The 18,896-nt window shown below is 65.7% G+C and carries 15 protein-coding genes; 10 read left to right on the forward strand and 5 right to left on the reverse strand.

All coding sequences use genetic code 11. The features are described 5' to 3' along the window. Positions 1–37: 37 nt before the first annotated feature. The 5 genes from AC1DS0_RS20105 to AC1DS0_RS20125 all read right to left on the reverse strand — a co-directional run bounded on the left by AC1DS0_RS20105 (position 38) and on the right by AC1DS0_RS20125 (position 4,431). Positions 38–763 carry a transposase gene (locus AC1DS0_RS20105; RefSeq protein ID WP_476816046.1) on the reverse strand — a complete coding sequence of 242 codons (726 nt, stop codon included), beginning with the start codon at positions 761–763 and terminating at the stop codon, positions 38–40. A gap of 64 nt (positions 764–827) precedes the next feature. Next, positions 828–1,217 carry a hypothetical protein gene (locus AC1DS0_RS20110; RefSeq protein WP_476816047.1) on the reverse strand — a complete coding sequence of 130 codons (390 nt, stop codon included), beginning with the start codon at positions 1,215–1,217 and terminating at the stop codon, positions 828–830. 133 nt (positions 1,218–1,350) lie between these two features. Next, positions 1,351–2,370: an ABC transporter substrate-binding protein gene (locus tag AC1DS0_RS20115; protein ID WP_476816048.1), complete on the reverse strand. Its 1,020-nt coding sequence runs from the start codon at positions 2,368–2,370 to the stop codon at positions 1,351–1,353. Beyond that, entirely contained in the window at positions 2,367–3,770 is a 1,404-nt protein-coding gene (locus AC1DS0_RS20120; protein ID WP_476816049.1) for a sensor histidine kinase, read from the reverse strand. Before AC1DS0_RS20120 ends, AC1DS0_RS20115 begins: the two co-directional genes overlap by 4 nt. Next, positions 3,757–4,431, reverse strand: coding sequence for a response regulator transcription factor (locus tag AC1DS0_RS20125; protein WP_476816050.1), 675 nt, complete (start codon positions 4,429–4,431; stop codon positions 3,757–3,759). The genes AC1DS0_RS20120 and AC1DS0_RS20125 overlap by 14 nt, the downstream gene beginning before the upstream one ends. Before the next feature lie 451 nt (positions 4,432–4,882). Here AC1DS0_RS20125 and acnA point away from each other — a divergent pair, with 451 nt between their 5' ends. The 10 genes from acnA to acs form a co-directional block, all read left to right on the forward strand. Further along, positions 4,883–7,573: an aconitate hydratase AcnA gene (gene acnA, locus AC1DS0_RS20130; RefSeq protein ID WP_476816051.1), complete on the forward strand. Its 2,691-nt coding sequence runs from the start codon at positions 4,883–4,885 to the stop codon at positions 7,571–7,573. A 46-nt stretch (positions 7,574–7,619) separates the two neighbouring features. Continuing rightward, positions 7,620–8,642, forward strand: a complete 1,023-nt coding sequence (locus AC1DS0_RS20135; RefSeq protein ID WP_476816052.1) for an isocitrate/isopropylmalate dehydrogenase family protein — start codon at positions 7,620–7,622, stop codon at positions 8,640–8,642. A 47-nt stretch (positions 8,643–8,689) separates the two neighbouring features. After that, positions 8,690–10,339 (forward strand): acetolactate synthase large subunit, encoded by a 1,650-nt coding sequence (locus tag AC1DS0_RS20140; protein WP_476816053.1) that lies wholly within the window; start codon positions 8,690–8,692, stop codon positions 10,337–10,339. Between the two features lie 134 nt (positions 10,340–10,473). Then, positions 10,474–11,649, forward strand: coding sequence for an iron-containing alcohol dehydrogenase (locus tag AC1DS0_RS20145; RefSeq protein ID WP_476816054.1), 1,176 nt, complete (start codon positions 10,474–10,476; stop codon positions 11,647–11,649). A gap of 21 nt (positions 11,650–11,670) precedes the next feature. Beyond that, a complete protein-coding gene (locus tag AC1DS0_RS20150; RefSeq protein WP_476816055.1) occupies positions 11,671–12,414 on the forward strand; it encodes a poly(R)-hydroxyalkanoic acid synthase subunit PhaE in 744 nt (247 codons plus the stop codon). Continuing rightward, positions 12,411–13,514: a class III poly(R)-hydroxyalkanoic acid synthase subunit PhaC gene (phaC, locus tag AC1DS0_RS20155; protein ID WP_476816056.1), complete on the forward strand. Its 1,104-nt coding sequence runs from the start codon at positions 12,411–12,413 to the stop codon at positions 13,512–13,514. The genes AC1DS0_RS20150 and phaC overlap by 4 nt, the downstream gene beginning before the upstream one ends. A gap of 10 nt (positions 13,515–13,524) precedes the next feature. Beyond that, complete coding sequence (locus tag AC1DS0_RS20160; RefSeq protein ID WP_476816057.1) at positions 13,525–15,498, forward strand: acyl CoA:acetate/3-ketoacid CoA transferase; 1,974 nt, start codon at positions 13,525–13,527, stop codon at positions 15,496–15,498. Positions 15,499–15,542: 44 nt separating this feature from the next. Beyond that, on the forward strand, positions 15,543–15,965 hold the full coding sequence (gene phaP, locus AC1DS0_RS20165; RefSeq protein WP_476816058.1) for a TIGR01841 family phasin: 423 nt from the start codon (positions 15,543–15,545) through the stop codon (positions 15,963–15,965). 15 nt (positions 15,966–15,980) lie between these two features. Continuing rightward, the gene (locus AC1DS0_RS20170) at positions 15,981–16,910 is read left to right on the forward strand and encodes an alpha/beta fold hydrolase (protein ID WP_476816059.1); all 930 of its coding nucleotides are present in this window, start codon (positions 15,981–15,983) and stop codon (positions 16,908–16,910) included. Between the two features lie 51 nt (positions 16,911–16,961). Beyond that, positions 16,962–18,896 (forward strand): acetate--CoA ligase (acs, locus tag AC1DS0_RS20175; RefSeq protein ID WP_476816060.1); only part of this gene is annotated, 1,935 nt, incomplete at its 3' end.

The following is an 18,896-nucleotide window of genomic DNA, read 5'->3' on the forward strand; positions in this document are numbered from 1 at the left end:
GCCGGCTTGTTCCAGATTTGGTCGATTGAGCGCCCTCTCACGCGGTCCTGAACTGCGGTCCGTTTGCGAGTTTCCTGAGGTTCTGAGCTGCCGCGGCGAGGTGGAACTCGTCTCTGGCGCGGTTCGGTCCGCGTAGTCGCAACCGGTCGAGCCGCAGGATGCGCTTGAGATGGGCGGAGAGCATCTCGACCTTCTTCCGTTCGCACCGCGAGGTGACATAGGCGTCGGTCTGCGCGATGTCCCTGGCCATATCGCGGGCGCCCTCGTGGATCGAGCGCAGGATCTTGCGCGCCGGCGTGTTGGGCGAGCACTGCGACTTCAGCGAGCAGGCCTCGCAGTCGAACTTGCTGGCGCGGTAGCGCATGAAGCCTTCGGGGTCGACGCCGTCGCGGCCAACGCCGAGACGCCTGCGATATTGGTGAGGCTCCTTGCCGCCTGGGCAGGTGTAGAGATCGCGGCCGTGGTCATAGGGGAAGTCGGAGCGGCTGAAGGTGCCGTACGCCAGGTTCAGATGGACCTCCTCGCACAGGCGACGCTCGGAGCGGATGCCGAAGCAGTAGCCGATGAGCAGCATCCGGATCATCAGCTCGGGATCGACGGAGGGCCGGCCAATCTCGTTGTAGAAGGACCGCAGACGCGCGCGGATCCCAGAGAGATCGACGAAGCGGTCGATGGCTCGCACCCAATGATCGGCCGGGACGTGGCGCTCAAGGCTGAACTCGTAGAACAGCGCCTCCTGCGCCACCTGCCGTTCGCCCATCATCGCGCCGTCCTCTGCTCGACGACGACTGAATCAGGACTTCATACCCACGGCAACGCCGACTTCTTCAACGGCATCGGCGCAGCACTGTCCTGACGTCGCCGAGGCGCAAGCTGCGTGTTTCCGCTTGTGCGATCAGCCGTGTCGATAGACCAAGACGACGGCTCACTAGCAGACCGAGCAGTGTTGCGCCGGTCATGATCCCTAGTCCGCCGATCTGTGCGAGCACCAGAATGATGGCCTGGCCGAACGGGCTGCAATAGGTTGCGGTATCGGTCGCGGCCAGGCCCGTCACGCAAACGGCGGAGGTCGCTGTGAACCGCGCAATGACGAACGGAGCATGGCCGGGATCCGAACGGGAAACCGGTAGCATCAACACTGCCGTTCCGAGCCCGATCACGGCCAGGAAGGCGAGCGGAATGATCCGGCCAGGGTGGGTGAGTTTCGTCCTGCCCACAGTGGTCTTGGCTCGCCTGCCCTTCAGTAAGGCCGTCTGCTCTCATAGCTTGTCGGCGAAATCGTCGAAACGTAGCCGGCTCGTAAATCTTTGGCTGCTGTTGTGCTTTCCTGCCAAGCAAGCGTGCGGGGCTTCATCGCGCTCCACTTCCGATGAGATCGCGCCAGGTCGTGATGAATTTCTTACGCTTGACCGGGTCGAGATAGACCAGCAGCGACGGATTCAGCACGATCGGATGCGCGGCCGAGACCGAAGCCGCGCCGAAGCGCTCGAGATTGGAGACGCGCTTTTGGACCTCCGGCGACAGCAGGTAGTTCAGGAAAGCCCCGCTTAGATCGGGAAGTTTGGCAGCGCTCGGGATCAGGGCGACGCGTGAGAGCACGAGCGTGTAGTCTTCGGGCAGGACGATTTCGATCGGCGCGCCGCGCAGCTTGCGGGCGAGGGCATAGGAGCCGAGCAGGTTGTAGCCCACCAGGACCGTCTGCTTCTCGATCTCATCCAATATCTCGCCAGTGCAGCAATAGAGCCGGACATGCGCGCGGCCGAGCAACTGCATCAATGGCGTGTAGTTCGTCGAGTAGGCGGCGTCGTGACTGGCGAAGAGGTAGCCGAGGCCGCTGAGATCGAGATCATAGGTCGCGACGCGCCCGTCGAGCGCGGCAGGGCGCTTCACCAGCAACTGGATGAGATCCGGCCGCGATCTCGGCAGCGGGCCGAGCTGTGCCAGGCTCTGGTGCAGGACGATCACCGCCGGTTCGACCGAGATGCCGAAGGCCTGGTTCCGCCAGGATGCTCCGGGCGGCAGCGTGATGTCCTTCGTCAGCTTGTGATCGCGCGCGAAGCCGTCATTGACCAGCTTGATCTGCAGATCGGCGGCGGAGCTGATCGCCAGATCGGGCGCGGGGGGCACGCCGGCTCGAATCTGTTCGTAGAGGACGGTCGATTGCAGGTCGTGATAGAGGATCGCGACATTCGGCTTCTGGGCGAGGAAGCTCTCGATCGCCGGACGCAGTTCGTCGAGGTCGGTCGCTCCCCAGATCACCAGCTCCGCGGCAGCGTTTGGCGGGCCGAAGCGGGTGACCTTCTCCGCAGCCGATGCGGCGCCTGCCATGATCACGACGAGGCCCATCCACAGGAACCGCTGCCATCTCATCGCGCATGCTCCTCGGCAAGCGGGTTCAGAGGGAACGTCATCTTCACGACCAGGCCGCCTCCCTTCCGATCCTCGAAGGTCAGTGTCGCATGATGGTGGCGGATGACGTTAGCAACGATCGAAAGCCCGAGCCCACTTCCCGGCGTGTCGCCGGAGCTGGAGCCGCGCACGAAGCGCTCGGTGATGCTCGGGCGCTCGTCGGCGGCGATGCCGGGGCCGCGATCCTCGACCGAGAGCACCGCCTGGCCGGTTTCGGACACCAGCCGGACCGTGATCGGCTCTGCCCGGCCGGCATATTTCAGCGCATTGTCGAGCAGGTTGCGGAACGCCTCGGTGAGCATCTGCCCGTCGCTCAGGATGTAGGGCGGTGCCTCCAGCGTCTCGATGCGCAGATTGACCTTCATGCTCGTGCGGTCGCTGAACTCGTCGATCGCCAGTTCGACGAGTTCCAGCAGATCGGTCGGCGCGAGCGGCGAGACCTCGACGCGATGGGCGACCATGGTGTCGGCAAGGAGCTGGTCTGCGAGGCGGCTGACGACGACGGCATTGCGGTGGATCGAGCGCAACTGGTCGCGGATGGAGCCGCGATCCGTTTCGTCGACCGCCATTTCGACCTGTGCCCGCAAGTTGGAAAGCGGGGTGCGAATCTGGTGTGCCGACTCGGCTATGAAATTCTGCATCCGTGCCAGCAGCGCCATCAGCCGGTCGATCAGGCTGTTGAGGGCGGTGACAAGGTGGTGAATCTCGTGCGGCACCGGCACGTCGAGTCGTTGGAGATTGACGGCTTCATTGGCCGCGATGGCGCGTTCGATGGCATCGAGTGGCCGCAGCGCGCTGCGCACCGCCAGCCAGATCAGGGCCATGGCAAGCAGCATGATGCCGGCGGCCGGGCCGAAGGAGAACCGCAGCAGCTCTGCGCGGAACTGCTCCTGCTCCTCGTTGGTCTCGGCGACGACGACCGTGACCCAGCCCGATTGCCGCCCGCCCGAGATGAAGCGCCCGAGCGTGCAGATCCGCACGGGAACGCCGAGAAACATGCCGTCCGCGAATTCCGCGGTGGGCGAGGCCGCGGGCGGCGCCTTTGCCGAAAGCTCCGGATAGCCGGTGATCAGTGAGCCGTCCGGTGCGGTGACGCGATAGAAGATCCGGTTGGCGGTCCGGCTGGCGATGATGGCGAGCGACGAATGGGTCAGGTCGACGGTGGGGACGCCGTCGTCGTATTGAATGCTGTCCGCGATCGACAGCGCCGATGCTGCGAGCAGATGGTCGAAGGATCGCTCCGAGGCTCGCTGTGCGTGGAAATGGAGGTAATAGAACAGCCCCAGCCCGAGCACGAGGAAAGCCGGCATCAGCCGGCCGAACAGCCGTGCGCGGATGGAGTAGGTCTCACGTCCGGTCATGGACTTCGGCGATGTAGCCTTCCCCCCATATCGTCTTGATTTCGACCGAGGTGCCTGCCAGCTTCTTCCTCAGCCTCGAAACATAGAGCTCGACCGCATTGGGTGCAGCCGGCTCGTCGAAGGAAAAGAGGCGGTCGAGGATGGTATCCTTGGCGAGGACGCGGTTGAGGTTTCCCAGGAACAGCTCGAGCAGGCGGAATTCCCGCTGGCCGATCTGGACATGGCGGCCGCTGATCTCGACCCTTCGCCGCGACAGGTCGAAGACGAGGTTGCCGATCGTTATGGCGCTGCTGGAGAGCCCCTGGGGCCGCCGCAGCAGGGCGCGGATGCGCGCTTCGATCTCGCTGAGGTCGAAGGGTTTGACGACATAGTCGTCGGCGCCGATGTCGAGCACCCGGATCTTCTCGTCGAGGCCGCCGCGGGCCGTCATGACGAGGACCGGCACGGTCGAGTTTCGCGCCCTCAGCCGCCCCAGAAAGGTCTCGCCATCGACCTTGGGCAGCATCAGGTCGAGCAGGACGAGATCATAGGCGGCTTGCTGGACGAACTGATCGGCCTCTTCCCCGTCTTTGGCCCAGTCGACCGCGTATCCCGAGCGGCGCAGGCGCGCGACCACGGCGGTGGCCTGATCCGCACTGTCTTCGACGAATAGAATCCGCATCCTGCCCTACATCCCCCCATCGCCGGCAGTCTGGAGAACCGTTCTGCCTAGGCTCAGCCAAATCGTTCAGCGGCTGAGGGGGTGACAGGTTCTTGACAGCTTCGCATCTCATTATCGTTCTAACATACGACCGAAGGCGACCCGAGCCAAGGTCGAATAAAGAAATTGGGAGGAAGTCGGCTTGGCCGCACGCCTGATGCGGCGTCGTTTCTACGCGCTTTTATATGAGCGATGACTCTATTATACATGAGTGCATTGCTTTGAAGCTTCCGCACGATAGATCCGTAAGATCTTTCGTGCAGGTGGTGCGGCGTTTCGATGTTGGTGCGGTTGCCTTTGCTTCGGCAGGGCAGGAGCCGATCAAGCCATCCTACCCCAAGTCCAAACAGGTGCCGGCGGAGCTCGCCGGCGCGTGACCCGATGCGGCGTTGTAGAGATGGGGACCTGGAACATGTCGGCAGCCCTCGACAGCTTTAGCTGCAAGCGCACCCTGATGGTCGGGGATGTGGAATATGCTTATTTCGATCTGACCGAAGCGGAAAAGAACGGGCTCGCCGGCATTTCGAAGCTGCCCTTCTCGATGAAGGTGCTGCTCGAGAACCTGCTGCGCAACGAGGACGGCCGCTCCGTCACCAAGGGCGACATCGAGGCTTTCGTCGGCTGGCTGAACGACAAGGGCAAGGCTGGCGTCGAGATCGCCTACCGTCCGGCGCGCGTGCTGATGCAGGACTTCACCGGCGTGCCGGCGGTGGTCGACCTTGCTGCAATGCGTGACGGCGTCGTCGCGCTCGGCGGCGACCCGCAGAAGATCAACCCGCTGGTTCCGGTCGATCTCGTCATCGACCACTCGGTCATCGTCGACGAATTCGGCTCGCCCAAGGCCCTGCGGCACAACGTCGATCTCGAATATGCGCGCAACGAGGAGCGCTACAAGTTCCTCAAATGGGGCCAGCAGGCCTTCCGCAATTTCCGGGTGGTACCGCCCGGCACGGGCATCTGCCATCAGGTCAACCTCGAATATCTCGGTCAGGTCGTCTGGACCAGCGAGGACGGCGGCGAGACGATCGCCTATCCCGATACCTGCGTCGGCACCGACTCGCATACGACGATGATCAACGGCCTGGGTGTGCTCGGCTGGGGCGTCGGTGGCATCGAGGCCGAGGCCGCGATGCTGGGCCAGCCGGTTTCCATGCTGCTGCCCGAGGTGATCGGCTTCAAGCTCACCGGCAAGCTCAAGGAAGGCATCACCGCGACCGACCTGGTGCTGATGGTCACGCAGATGCTGCGCAAGAAAGGCGTTGTCGGCAAGTTCGTCGAGTTCTTCGGCCCCGGCCTGTCCAACATGACGCTGGCCGACCGGGCGACCATCGCCAATATGGGCCCGGAATACGGCGCGACCTGCGGTTTCTTCCCGGTCGACGGTGAGACGCTGCGCTACCTCAATATGTCCAACCGCGCGGAAGAGCGCATCGCGCTGGTCGAGGCCTACAGCAAGGCGCAGGGCATGTGGCGCCATGACGGCTCGGCCGACCCGGTCTTCACCGACACGCTCGAGCTCGATATGGGCGATGTCGTCCCGTCCATGGCTGGGCCGAAGCGCCCCGAGGGCCGCGTCGCCCTGCAGGACATCCCCGCCGGCTTCACCGCCGCGATGGAGGCCGACTACAAGAAGGCCGCCGAGATGCACAAGCGCTACGCGGTCGAAGGCACCGGCCATGACCTCGGCCATGGCGACGTGGTGATCGCGGCGATCACCTCCTGCACCAACACCTCGAACCCCTCGGTGCTGATCGGCGCCGGCCTGCTCGCCCGCAACGCCAATCGGCGCGGGCTGAAGCAGAAGCCCTGGGTCAAGACCTCGCTGGCGCCGGGCTCGCAGGTCGTGGCCGAGTATCTCGCCAGGTCGGGCCTGCAGCAGGAACTCGACCAGATCGGCTTCAATCTGGTCGGCTTCGGCTGCACCACCTGCATCGGCAATTCCGGCCCGTTGCCGGCGCCAATCTCGAAGGCGATCAACGACAAGGGCCTGATCGCCGCCGCCGTGCTCTCGGGCAACCGCAACTTCGAGGGCCGCGTCTCGCCGGACGTGCAGGCGAACTACCTGGCCTCGCCGCCGCTGGTGGTGGCGCATGCACTCGCCGGCACGGTCACCAAGGACCTGACCAAGGAGCCGCTCGGCGAGGATCGTGAGGGCAAGCCGGTCTATCTCAAGGACATCTGGCCGACCTCAGCCGAGATCCAGGAGTTCATCGAGAAGAACGTTACGCGCGAGGTGTTCGCGCGCAAATATGCGGATGTCTTTAAGGGCGATGCCAACTGGCAGGCGGTCAAGGCGCCGAGCGGCCAGACCTATGCCTGGGACGACACGTCGACCTATGTCCAGAACCCGCCCTATTTCCGCGGCATGCAGAGGACCTTCGCCAAGACGGGCGACATCAAAGGCGCGCGCATCCTCGGCCTGTTCGGCGACAAGATCACCACCGACCACATCTCCCCGGCCGGCTCGATCAAGACCACCTCGCCGGCGGGCCAGTACCTGACCGAGCACGGCGTCGATGTCGCCGACTTCAACCAGTACGGCACGCGTCGCGGCAACCATGAGGTGATGATGCGCGGCACCTTCGCCAATATCCGCATCCGCAACCACATGCTCGGCCCGAACGGGCGCGAGGGCGGCTACACCATCCACTATCCCTCGAAGGAAGAACTGCCGATCTACGACGCGGCGATGAAGTATCAGCAGGAGAAGGTGCCGCTGGTGATCTTTGCCGGCGTCGAATACGGCAACGGCTCCTCACGCGACTGGGCGGCCAAGGGCACCAATCTGCTCGGCGTCAAGGCCGTGATCGCCCAGAGCTTCGAGCGCATCCACCGCTCCAACCTCGTCGGCATGGGCGTGGTGCCTTTCACTTTCGAGCCCGGGACCTCCTGGGCGAGCCTGGGATTGAAGGGCGACGAGACCGTCGAGATCGACGGCCTGGAGACGATCAAGCCGCGCCAGATGATGACGGCCAAGGTCACCTATGCCGACGGCACGGTGAAGAACGTCCCGCTGCTCTGCCGGATCGATACGCTGGACGAGCTCGATTACTTCAAGAACGGCGGCATCCTGCAGTACGTCCTGCGCGATATCGCGGCCTGAAGACGTCGCAATATTGAAAATTTCACTTTCGATTGGGAGGGAAAGCGTGACGACAACCATTCCCGCCACGCTCATTCCGGGCGATGGCATTGGCCCCGAGATCACCGAAGCCGTCGTGCAGATCCTGGAGGCCGCCAAGGCGCCCTTCGCCTGGGATCGCCAGTTCGGCGGCCTGGCCGGCATCGACAATGGCGGCGAGCCGATGCCGCAGGCTACGCTGGACAGCATCCGCCGCACCAAGCTGGCGCTGAAGGGCCCGCTGACCACCCCGGTCGGCGGCGGCTTCCGCTCCGTCAATGTCCGCCTGCGCGAGACCTTCGGCCTCTATGCCAATGTGCGTCCGGCCAAGACGCTGACCCCCGGCGGGCGCTACGAGGGCATCGACATCGTCCTCATCCGCGAGAATCTCGAAGGGCTCTACGTCGCCTTCGAGCACTTCATCGCGGTCGGAGACGACCCGGAGGCGGTCGCGATCTCGCAAGGCATCAACACAAAGGCGGAGTGCCGCCGGATCATTCGATACGCCTTCGAATACGCTCTCGCGAACGGGCGCAAGAAAGTCACCGTCGTGCACAAGGCGAATGTGCTGAAGGCGCTGACCGGTATCTTCCTGAACGCCGGCAAGGAGATCGCCAAGGAGTATGAAGGCCGCATCGCGATGGACGAGCGCATCGTCGATGCCTGCGCGATGCAACTCGTGATGAAGCCGGAGCAGTTCGACGTCATCGTCACCACCAACTTGTTCGGCGACATCCTCTCCGACCAGATCGCCGGTCTGGTCGGCGGGCTCGGCATGGCGCCCGGCGCCAATATCGGTCCCGATGCGGCGATCTTCGAGGCGGTGCACGGCTCGGCGCCCGACATCGCCGGCAAGGGCATCGCCAATCCGACCGCGCTGCTGCTGGCCGCCTGCCTGATGCTCGACCATGTCGGCGAGGGGGGAAAGGCGAATGCCATCCGCGCCGCTGTTGATGCGGTGCTCAATACCGAAAACATCAAGACGGGCGACCTCGGTGGCAAAGCGTCGACCAAGGACTTTACGGCAGCAATCATAAAGCGACTGGCATGAGCAAGACACAAGCGCACACGAGCTCTTCGGGGCAGGACGGGCCGCGGATGGTGAAGGGATCGGACCTTCTGGTCGCGGCTCTGGAGAACGAGGGTGTCGATCGCATCTTCGGCGTGCCGGGCGAGGAGAACCTCGACGTCGTCGAGTCGCTGCGGAACTCGAAGATCCAGCTGATCCTGACCCGTCACGAGCAGGCGGCCGCCTTCATGGCGGCCACCCACGGCCGGCTGACGGGCAGGCCGGGCGTCTGCATCGCGACGTTGGGCCCTGGCGCGCTCAACTTCTCGACGGGCGCGGCCTATGCCCATCTCGGCGCCATGCCGATGGTGATGATCACCGGCCAGAAGGCGATCATGAGCAGCCGCCAGGCGCGCTTCCAGATCGTCGACGTGATCGCCTCGATGAAGCCGCTGACCAAGGCGGCGCGCCAGATCGTCAGCGCCGCGAGCATCCCGACGATCGTGCGCGATGCCTTCCGCACGGCGATGGAGGAGCGGCCCGGGCCGGTGCTTCTGGAACTGCCCGAGGACATCGCCGGCGAGGCGGTGCCCGAAGTTCCGGTGATCCCGGTGCATCCGATCGAGATTCCGGTCGCGCATCGCACGGCGCTCGACCGCGCCGCCGAGATGATCCTGAAGGCGAAGCGGCCGCTGATCATGTTCGGCGCGGCCTCGAGCCGGCCGCGCGGCACCCACGGGATCGCCAGCTTCGTGCGGCGCACCGGCATCCCGTTCTTCAACACGCAGATGGGCAAGGGCACGGTGCCCGGCGGCTCCAACCTCTATATGGGCACCGCCGCGCTGTCCGAGCGCGACTATGTCCATGACGCGGTCGACAAGGCCGACCTGATCATCTCGATCGGTCACGACACGATCGAGAAGCCGCCCTTCATCATGGGGCCGAACGGCCCGCAGGTGATCCATGTCGGCTATCAGTCGGCCACGGTCGAGCAGGTCTTCTTCCCGCATGCCGAGGTGGTCGGCGATGTCGGGCCGAGCCTGGAGGCGCTGGCTGACCGGATCGAGGGCAAGCTGTCGAACGCCGGCGCGCTGCTGCCGCTGCGCGAGGGGATCCTCGGCAAGATCGCCGACCGCGCCGAGGAGGACCGCTGGCCGGTGACGCCGCAGCGCCTGGTCCACGACATCCGCAAGGTCATGCCGGAGAACGGCATCCTGGCGCTCGACAACGGCATGTACAAGATCTGGTTTGCTCGCAATTACCGGACTTATGTCGCCAACACCGTGCTGCTCGACAATGCGCTGGCGACGATGGGCGCGGGGCTCCCCTCGGCGATGATGGCGGCGATGCTGCATCCGGAGCGCCGCGTCATGGCGGTCTGCGGCGACGGCGGCTTCATGATGAACAGCCAGGAGCTGGAGACCGCGGTCCGCCTCAAGCTCAACCTCGTCGTGCTGGTGCTCGACGATGGCTCCTACGGCATGATCCGCTGGAAGCAGGCGGTCGACGCCTTCCCGGATTTCGGCCTGACCTTCGGCAATCCGGACTTCGTCGCCTATGCGGAGGCCTATGGCGCCAAGGGCACGTGCGTCCAGGCCATCAAGGATCTGGCGCCGGCGCTCGAGGCCGCCTTCAAGGGCGGCGGCGTCCACCTCGTCGTGGTGCCGATCGACTACTCGGAGAATATCCGCGTGCTCATCGACGAGTTGCGGGGCCACGCGCAGGCGAAGTCCGCCTGAACGGCCGGCGCTGAGCAATACCAACCGGTCCGGGCGGTCGACCGCCCGGCCGGGCAGGGAGGCGCGTCGGCGGAATGACCGGCGCGGGGGGCGACGATCGTTGCGGCGCGACGCCCAAGAGATGAGGACCAGGCATGATACCTTTCACCTTCCAGGCACCCGCCAACATCCTCTTCGAGGCCGGCGCGTCCCGTAAGATCGCGGAGCGCGTGCAGGTCTATGGCGCCCGCCATGTGATGCTCGTCACCGACAAGGGGGTGAGAAGCGCCGGGCTGACGGGCGACGCCGAGGCGGCGCTGGCGGCTGCCGGCATCGCGCTCACCGTCTTCGAGGACGTGGTCGCCGATCCGCCCTCGCATGTCATCGAGACGGCGGCCGAGCTCTGCCGCAAGCAGAAGGCTGACGTCGTCCTGTCGATCGGCGGCGGCAGCGCACTCGATACCGCCAAGCTCGTCGCCTATCTTGCCAGGACGCCGGACCGGCTCGACGACATCTATGGCGTCGGCCTCGCCAAGGGCGAGCGCCTGCCCCTGCTGCTGGTCCCGACTACGGCCGGCACGGGCTCAGAGGTCACGCCGATCTCGATCGTGACGACGCCGACGACGGAGAAGAAGGGCGTGGTCTCGCCGCGCCTGATCCCGGACTGGGCCATCCTCGATCCGGAGCTGACGCTCGGCCTGCCGGCCCATGTCACCGCCGCCACCGGCATCGACGCCATGGTGCATGCGATCGAGGCCTATACCAGCAAGATCAAGAAGAACCCGATGTCGGACCAGCTCGCGCTGAAGGCGCTGGATCTGCTCTCGCGCAACATCAGGACCGTCTGCACCAACGGCAGGGATCTCGAAGCCCGTTCGCAGATGCTGCTGGGCTCGATGCTGGCCGGCATGGCCTTCGCCAACGCCCCGGTCGCCGCGGTCCATGCGCTGGCCTATCCGATCGGCGCGATCTTCCATGTGCCGCACGGGCTGTCGAACGCGCTGGTCATGCCGCATGTGCTCGCCTTCAACCGTCCGGCGGCGGAGGCGCTCTATGCCGAGCTCGCCGATGTCGTGAAGCCGGGCCATCAGGCGCGCTCCGCCACTGAGGCGGCCGGTGTCTTCATCGACGAGATCGTCACGCTCTGCCGGGACTGCCAGGTGCCGGACACGCTCGCGGCCGTCGGCATCGCCGAGAAGGACCTGCCCAAGCTCGCCGAGGACGCGATGAAGCAGACGCGGCTGCTGGTGAACAATCCGCGCGAGCTCGACTACCAGCAGACCTTCGAGATCTACCGCAGCGCGCTCCTCGGGCGCGGCGCGGCGGCCTGACCGGACGGGGAGGGGCACGCGATGGCGGGCGAGCAGGACGATCAGCCGGAACTCTCCAAGATGTTCCTGCGCATGAGCGAGGTCTGGCGGGACTCGGCCGAGAAGGCCGGTGCCGCCGGCAAGCTCTGGTCGGACTCGATGATGCCGTTCCTGACGCAGCGGGCGACGGACAGCAGCCTGTTCGGCGCGGCGCAGGGCGGTGAGATCACCGAGGCCATCAAGCGCATGGCCGAAGGTCCCAAGCTTGCGGATATCTGGAATCTCGACCGCGAGGTCTACACGCTCATGGCGGCCTGGATGGACATCCAGCAACGCATGGCCGTCTATCGTGCCATCGTCTCCGTGCCATGGAACCGGGCCTTCGAGCGCTACAGCGTCGCGCTGAAGGAGAAGCAGGACCAAGGCGGCGAGCAGGAGACCGACTGGCGCAAGGCCTTCGGCGTCTGGAGCGGCATCGCCAATGAAGAGCTGATCAGGAACCAGCGTTCCGACGAGTTCCTTGGCGCCCAGCGCGAGCTGCTGCGCTCGGCGCTGGCGGTGCGCACCCAGCAGCAGAAGATCTCCGATTCCGTCGCCAAGCTCTTCGGCCTGCCGACGCAGCAGGATTTCGACGAGGTGACCCGGCAGCTCACCGAGATGCGCCGCGAGCTGCGCGCGCATCTGCGAGCCCAGCGCCGTGCGGGCAAGGCCGATGGACCGGCTCCGGACGCGGGCGGAAAGCCTCGCCCGGCCACGGTGAAGCGCACGAGCAGGGGGAAGGCATGACCGACAGCAACGCCGCCCTGAACGCCTTCTTCAAGGATTTCGCCCAGAATCTCGGCCGGATGCAGAAGGGTGCCGACGTGATCGCCGGCATCCGCGATGCCGATGTCGATGTCGGCTCGACGCCGAAGCAGCTCGTCATGCGGCGCGACAAGGTCGAGCTGTTCCGCTACGAGCCGCAGGTCGAGCAGACAATCGATACGCCAGTCCTGATCGTCTACGGGCTGATCGGCCGCTACACCATGGCCGACCTCCAGCCGGACCGCTCGCTGGTGCGCAGCCTGCTCGCCAAGGGGCTGGACCTCTGGCTGATCGACTGGGGCCAGCCCGGCCGCAACGAGCGCTGGCTGACCATCGACGACTATGTCGACGACTATATCGACGAGGCGGTCGAGCGCATCTGCCGCGAGACCGGTCATGACAAGATCACGCTGCTCGGCATCTGCGAGGGCGGGGTGTTCACGACCTGCTACGCCGCCTTGCACAAGGAGCGCGTCCGCAACCTCGTGCTGACGATCACGCCGGTCGACTTCCATGCCGACGTCGACGATCCGGCCGCCCATCACGGCTTCCTCAACGTCTGGACGCGCAGCCTCGCGCCCGAGGACATCGACAACATGGTCGATGCGCTCGGCGTCATCCCCGGCGAGTTCATGAGCTCGATCTTCTCGCTGATGACGCCGATGCGCTCGCTGACCAAGTACAACGTCGATCTCATCGACATCGTCGACGACAAGGACAAGATGATGAACTTCCTGCGCATGGAGAAATGGCTGGCCGACAGGCCGGACCATCCCGGCGCGGCGGGGCGGCAATGGCTGCGCGAGCTCTACCAGGAGAACCGGCTTTTCGAAGGCAAGTTCTTGCTCTCGGGCCGCGAGGTCGATCTCGGGGAGATCGACGTGCCGGTGCTCAACATCTTCGCGCTCGACGACCACATCATCCCGCCGACCTGCTCGAAGGCGCTGGCGGAGAAGGTCGGCAGCTCCGACTACACCGAGATCCCGCTGCCCGGCGGCCATGTCGGCCTGTTCGTCTCCAGCAAGTCGCAAGGCGCTCTGACCAAGAGCATCGCGGAGTGGCTGCAGGCCCGAGACGGCTGAGGGAGCGGCGATGCGCAACAAGATCGTCTCAGCGGCCGAGGCCGTCGCCATCATCCGCTCCGGCGACACGGTCGCGTCCTCCGGCTTCGTCGGCGTCGGTACGCCGGACGAGGTGATCAAGGCGCTGGAGAAGCGCTTCCTCGACTCAGGTGAGCCGCGCGACCTCAGCCTCGTCTTCGCCGCGGCGCCGGGCGACGGCGCCGAGAAGGGGCTGAACCGGCTCGCCCATGACGGCCTGGTCAAGCGCCTGGTCGGCGGCCATTTCGGCCTGGTGCCGAAGCTGGCGCGCAAGGCAGTCAGCGGCGAATACGAGGCCTACAACCTGCCGCTCGGCTGCGTCTCGCACCTGTTCCGGGAAATCGCCGGGCGCAAGGCGGGGCTGCTCTCCAAGGTTGGCCTGCAGACCTTCGTCGATCCGCGCAATGGCGGCGGCAAGCTCAACGCCAACACGACGGAGGACCTGGTCGAGCTGATGGAGCTCGGGGGCGAACCCTGGCTGTTCTACAAGGCCTTCCCGATCCATGTCGCGATCCTGCGCGGCACCACTGCCGACCCCTATGGCAACGTGACCATGGAGAAGGAGGCGCTGACCCTCGACAACCTCTCGCTGGCGATGGCCGCCAAGAACTGCAAGGGCTTCGTCATCGTTCAGGTCGAGCGCGTCGCCGCGGCGAACTCGCTCAATCCGCGCGCCGTCAGGATACCGGGCGCGCTGGTCGACTGCGTCGTGGTGGCCGAGCCCGAGCACCACGCCCAGACCTATGCGACGCACTACAACGGCGCCTTCTCCGGCGAGTTCCGCGCGCCCATGGAGCGCAACCGCCCCATGCCGCTCGACGAGCGCAAGGTCATCGCGCGCCGCTGCGCCTACGAGCTGCCGATGGGCGGCGTCGTCAATCTCGGCATCGGCATGCCGGAGGGCGTCGCCGCGGTCGCTGCTGAGGAAGGCATCATCAACCTGGTCACGCTGACGGCGGAGCCGGGGATCATCGGCGGCATTCCGCAGAGCGGCCTCGATTTCGGTGCGGCGGTGAACGCCGAGGCGATCATCGACCAGCACCAGATGTTCGATTTCTACGATGGCGGCGGGCTCGACCTTGCTTGCCTCGGCCTGGCCCAGGCGGACGCGCAGGGCAACGTCAATGTCAGCCTGTTCGGCGGCCGGCTCGCCGGCGCCGGCGGCTTCATCAACATCTCGCAGAATGCAAGGCGGCTGGTCTTCTGCGGCACCTTCGCCGCGGGCGGCCTCAAGACCGAGATCCGGGACGGAGAGCTCCACATCCTGCAGGACGGCAGGCAGTCGAAGTTCATCGACGAGGTCGAGCAGATCACCTTCTCCGGCGAACTGGCGCGCTCGATGCACCAGAGCGTGCTCTTCGTCACCGAGCGCTGCGTCTTCGCGCTGACGCCCGAGGGGCTTGAGCTCACCGAGGTGGCGCCCGGCGTCGACGTCGAGCGCGACATCCTCTCGAAGATGGGCTTCCGGCCGATCGTCCGTTCGCCGCGCCTGATGGCGGCTGCGATCTTCGACCCGCAGCCGATGAAGCTGGACGAGCTCTTCCTCAACCGGCCGCTGGCGCAGCGCATGGAGTTCAACGAGGAGCGCAACACCCTCTACCTGAACCTCGGCGGCTACCGGGTCCATACCAGCGCCGATGTCGAGGCGGTCAGGGATGCGCTGCACGCGCTTGCCAGCCGCATCGGCCGGCGCTTCTCGGCCGTGATCAACTACGATGCGATCGATATCGCGCCCTATATGAACGACGCCTGGTTCGCCATGGCGAGCGAGGTCGAGCGCGCCTGCTACGACCATGTCTCGCGCTACACCACCAGCGCCTTCCTGCGTCTCAAGCTCGGCACCGCCCTGGCGGACCGGGATGTCGCCCCGCACGTCTTCGAAAGCCGGCGCGAGGCCACCGACCATGTGCTCGGGCGCTTCGACGAGGCCGCGGCGGTTTCCAGCCGGTCCCTGCCAGTCCCCTGATCCAGCCTTTCCACCCCACCCATCGCCAACCGGGAGAACGCGATATGGCCAAATCACCTGAACTGAACATCAACGCCGTGACCGACCAGATCAAGGAGATGGTCGAGAAATTCAAGCTGCCGGGCGTCGATGCGCAAGCCCTGGTCGAGCAGCAGCGCAACAACATCAATGCGGCCGTCGAGACGATGAGGATCGCAGCCGACGGCACTCACAATGTCGCCAAGCGACAGCTCGAGCTCTTCCATGCCGCCTCGACGCAACTCCTCTCGATGTTCAGCGAAGCCAAGCTGAAGCCCGACGAGCGGGCGGAGCTGGCCAAGAAGGCCTTCGACGCCGCGCTCGCCGGCTCGCGCGAGGTCTACGACATCACCGCCAAGGCGAGCGAGGAGGCATTCTCCGTCGCCCGGCAGCGCGTCACGGAAGGGGTCGAGCAGTTCCGCAAGCATATCGAGCGCAAAGACGGCTAAATGTCCGAGGCGACCTTGAACAGGCCAGGATCGGCGCGGAGGCAAGCCTCCGCGCGCAAGGCGCCCGAGCCGGCTCGCAGCGGCTCGGTGCTCGGCCTGTCGACTACCGACTTCCACGAGATCGCCTATGTCGAGTGGGGGCCGGAGAAAGACGACGTGCCGGTGCTGTGCGTCCATGGCCTCACGCGCCAGGGCCGCGACTTCGACCATCTGGCCGCCGATCTCGCCAAGCGCGGGCGCGGGGTCGTCTGTCCGGACCTGCCGGGCCGCGGCCGCAGCCAGTCCCTGTCTGATCCGGGCGACTATGCGCTGCCGCAATACTGTGCCGACATGAACGCGTTGATCGCGCGGCTCGGCGTCAGCGAGGTCGACTGGGTCGGGACATCGCTCGGCGGCCTGATCGGCATCGTGCTGGCGGGCCTGCCGGGCTCCTGCATCCGCCGGCTGGTCGTCAACGATATCGGCCCCTATGTCTCGTCGGTCGGCCTGCTGCGCATCGGCGCCTATCTCGGCGACATGCCGCGCTCCTTCGTGACCTTCGCGCGGGCGGAGCGGTATTTCCGCGATATCCTCGCCCCTTATGGCGAGCTCAGCGACGAGCAGTGGCGGCACATCACCGCGCACAGCATCCGCTGGGACGAGACGCGGGCCGTCTTCACCATGCTATGCGACCGCGAGATCGCGCGCGCCTTCCGGAACCCCTGGCTCGTCAGCCTGAACCTCTGGAAATACTGGGAACGGATCAGCGCGCCGACGCTCGTCCTCCATGGCGCCAAATCCGATCTGCTGACGCACGAGCTCTGCGACGAGATGCTCGAGCGCAATGCCAACGCCACGCTGCATCGCTTCGAGGAGTGCGGCCACGTCCCGCCGCTCTTCGATCCGCACCAGATCAAGATCGTGACCGATTTTCTGACCGACAAGCGAGCGACCGGGCCCGATTAGGCGCGGCATCGAGACCACGAAACCCAGCCTTAGAGCTCCGGGAGACAGATTATGAGAGGGAACGCTGATCAGGAGACGACGGGGCTCTATCCTGTCTCTGCCGATTGGGCCGCGCGTGCCCATGTCGATGCGGGCGCCTACGAGATCATGTACGAGACCTCGGTGACGGCGCCGGAGGCATTCTGGCTCCATCACGGCCAGCGCATCGACTGGTTCAAGCCCTACACCAAGGTCAAGAACACCTCCTTCGCGCCCGGCGCGGTTTCAATCCGCTGGTTCGAGGATGGCACGACCAACGTCGCCTACAACTGCATCGACCGGCATCTCGAGACGCGCGGCGATCAGGTCGCGATCATCTGGGAGGGTGATGATCCCGCCGAGGATGCGCGGATCACCTATCGCGAGCTGCATGCCCGGGTGATGAAATGGGCGAACGTCCTGAAATCGCAAGGCGTCAAGAAGGGCGACCGGGTCACGATCTATCTGCCGATGATCCCGGAAGCGGCCTATGCGATGCTGGCCTGTGCCCGGATCGGCGCGGTGCATTCGGTAGTGTTTGGCGGCTTCTCGCCTGAGGCGCTCGCCAACCGCATCACCGATTCCGACTCGCAGGTGGTGGTGACGGTCGATGAAGGCCTGCGCGGCGGGCGCAAGGTGCCGCTCAAGACCAATGTCGACGCCGCCCTGGCGCTCCTGCCCGAAGAGGCGGTGAGAAGCGTGATCGTCGCCCGGCGGACGGGCGCGGCGGTTCCGATGCAGGCGGGACGGGATCACCGCTACGACGATCTCGCCGCCACCGTGCCGGACAGTTGCGAGCCGGAGGAGATGGGCGCGGAAGACCTGCTGTTCCTGCTCTATACCTCGGGCTCGACCGGCAAGCCGAAAGGCGTGGTGCATACGACCGCCGGCTATCTCGTCTACGCGTCGATGACGCATCAATACGTCTTCGACTACCATGACGGCGACATCTACTGGTGCACCGCCGACGTCGGCTGGGTCACCGGCCACAGCTACATCCTCTACGGCCCGCTCGCCAACGGCGCGACGACGCTGATGTTCGAGGGCATCCCGACCTATCCGACGATCTCCCGTTTCTGGGAGGTGATCGACAAGCACAAGGTCAACATCTTCTACACCGCCCCGACCGCGATCCGCTCGCTGATGGGCGCCGGCGAGGARCCGGTGAAGAAGACCAAGCGCAAGTCGCTGCGCCTGCTCGGCTCGGTCGGCGAGCCGATCAATCCGGAAGCCTGGGAGTGGTATCACCGYGTCGTCGGCGAGCGCCGCTGCCCGATCGTCGACACCTGGTGGCAGACCGAGACCGGCGGCATCCTGATCTCSCCGCTGCCGGGCGCGACCAAGCTSAAGCCCGGCTCGGCGACGCGGCCCTTCTTCGGGGTCAAGCCSGARCTGGTCGATGCCGAGGGCAAGGTGCTGGAGGGCGCCGCCGAGGGCAATCTCGTCATCGCCGAGAGCTGGCCCGGCCAGATGCGCACGGTCTATGGCGACCAYAAGCGCTTCGAGGAGACCTATTTCGCGACCTATCCGAACAAGTACTTCACCGGCGACGGCTGCCGGCGCGACGCCGACGGCTATTACTGGATCACCGGCCGCGTCGACGACGTGATCAACGTCTCCGGCCATCGGATGGGCACGGCCGAGGTCGAATCGGCGCTGGTGGCGCATCCSCAGGTCTCGGAGGCTGCGGTGGTCGGCTATCCGCACGACATCAAGGGGCAGGGCATCTACGCCTATGTCACGCTGATGGCGGGCGAGAAGCCCTCGGCGGACCTGAAGAAGGAACTGGTTTCCTACGTCCGCAACGAGATCGGCCCGATCGCCTCGCCGGACCTGATCCAGTTCGCGCCCGGCCTGCCCAAGACCCGCTCGGGCAAGATCATGCGCCGCATCCTGCGCAAGATCGCCGAGGACGAGTATGGCGCGCTCGGCGACACCTCCACCCTGGCCGATCCCGCTGTCGTCGAC

The sequence above is a fragment of the Allobosea sp. P4_H5 genome, assembly GCF_056400825.1.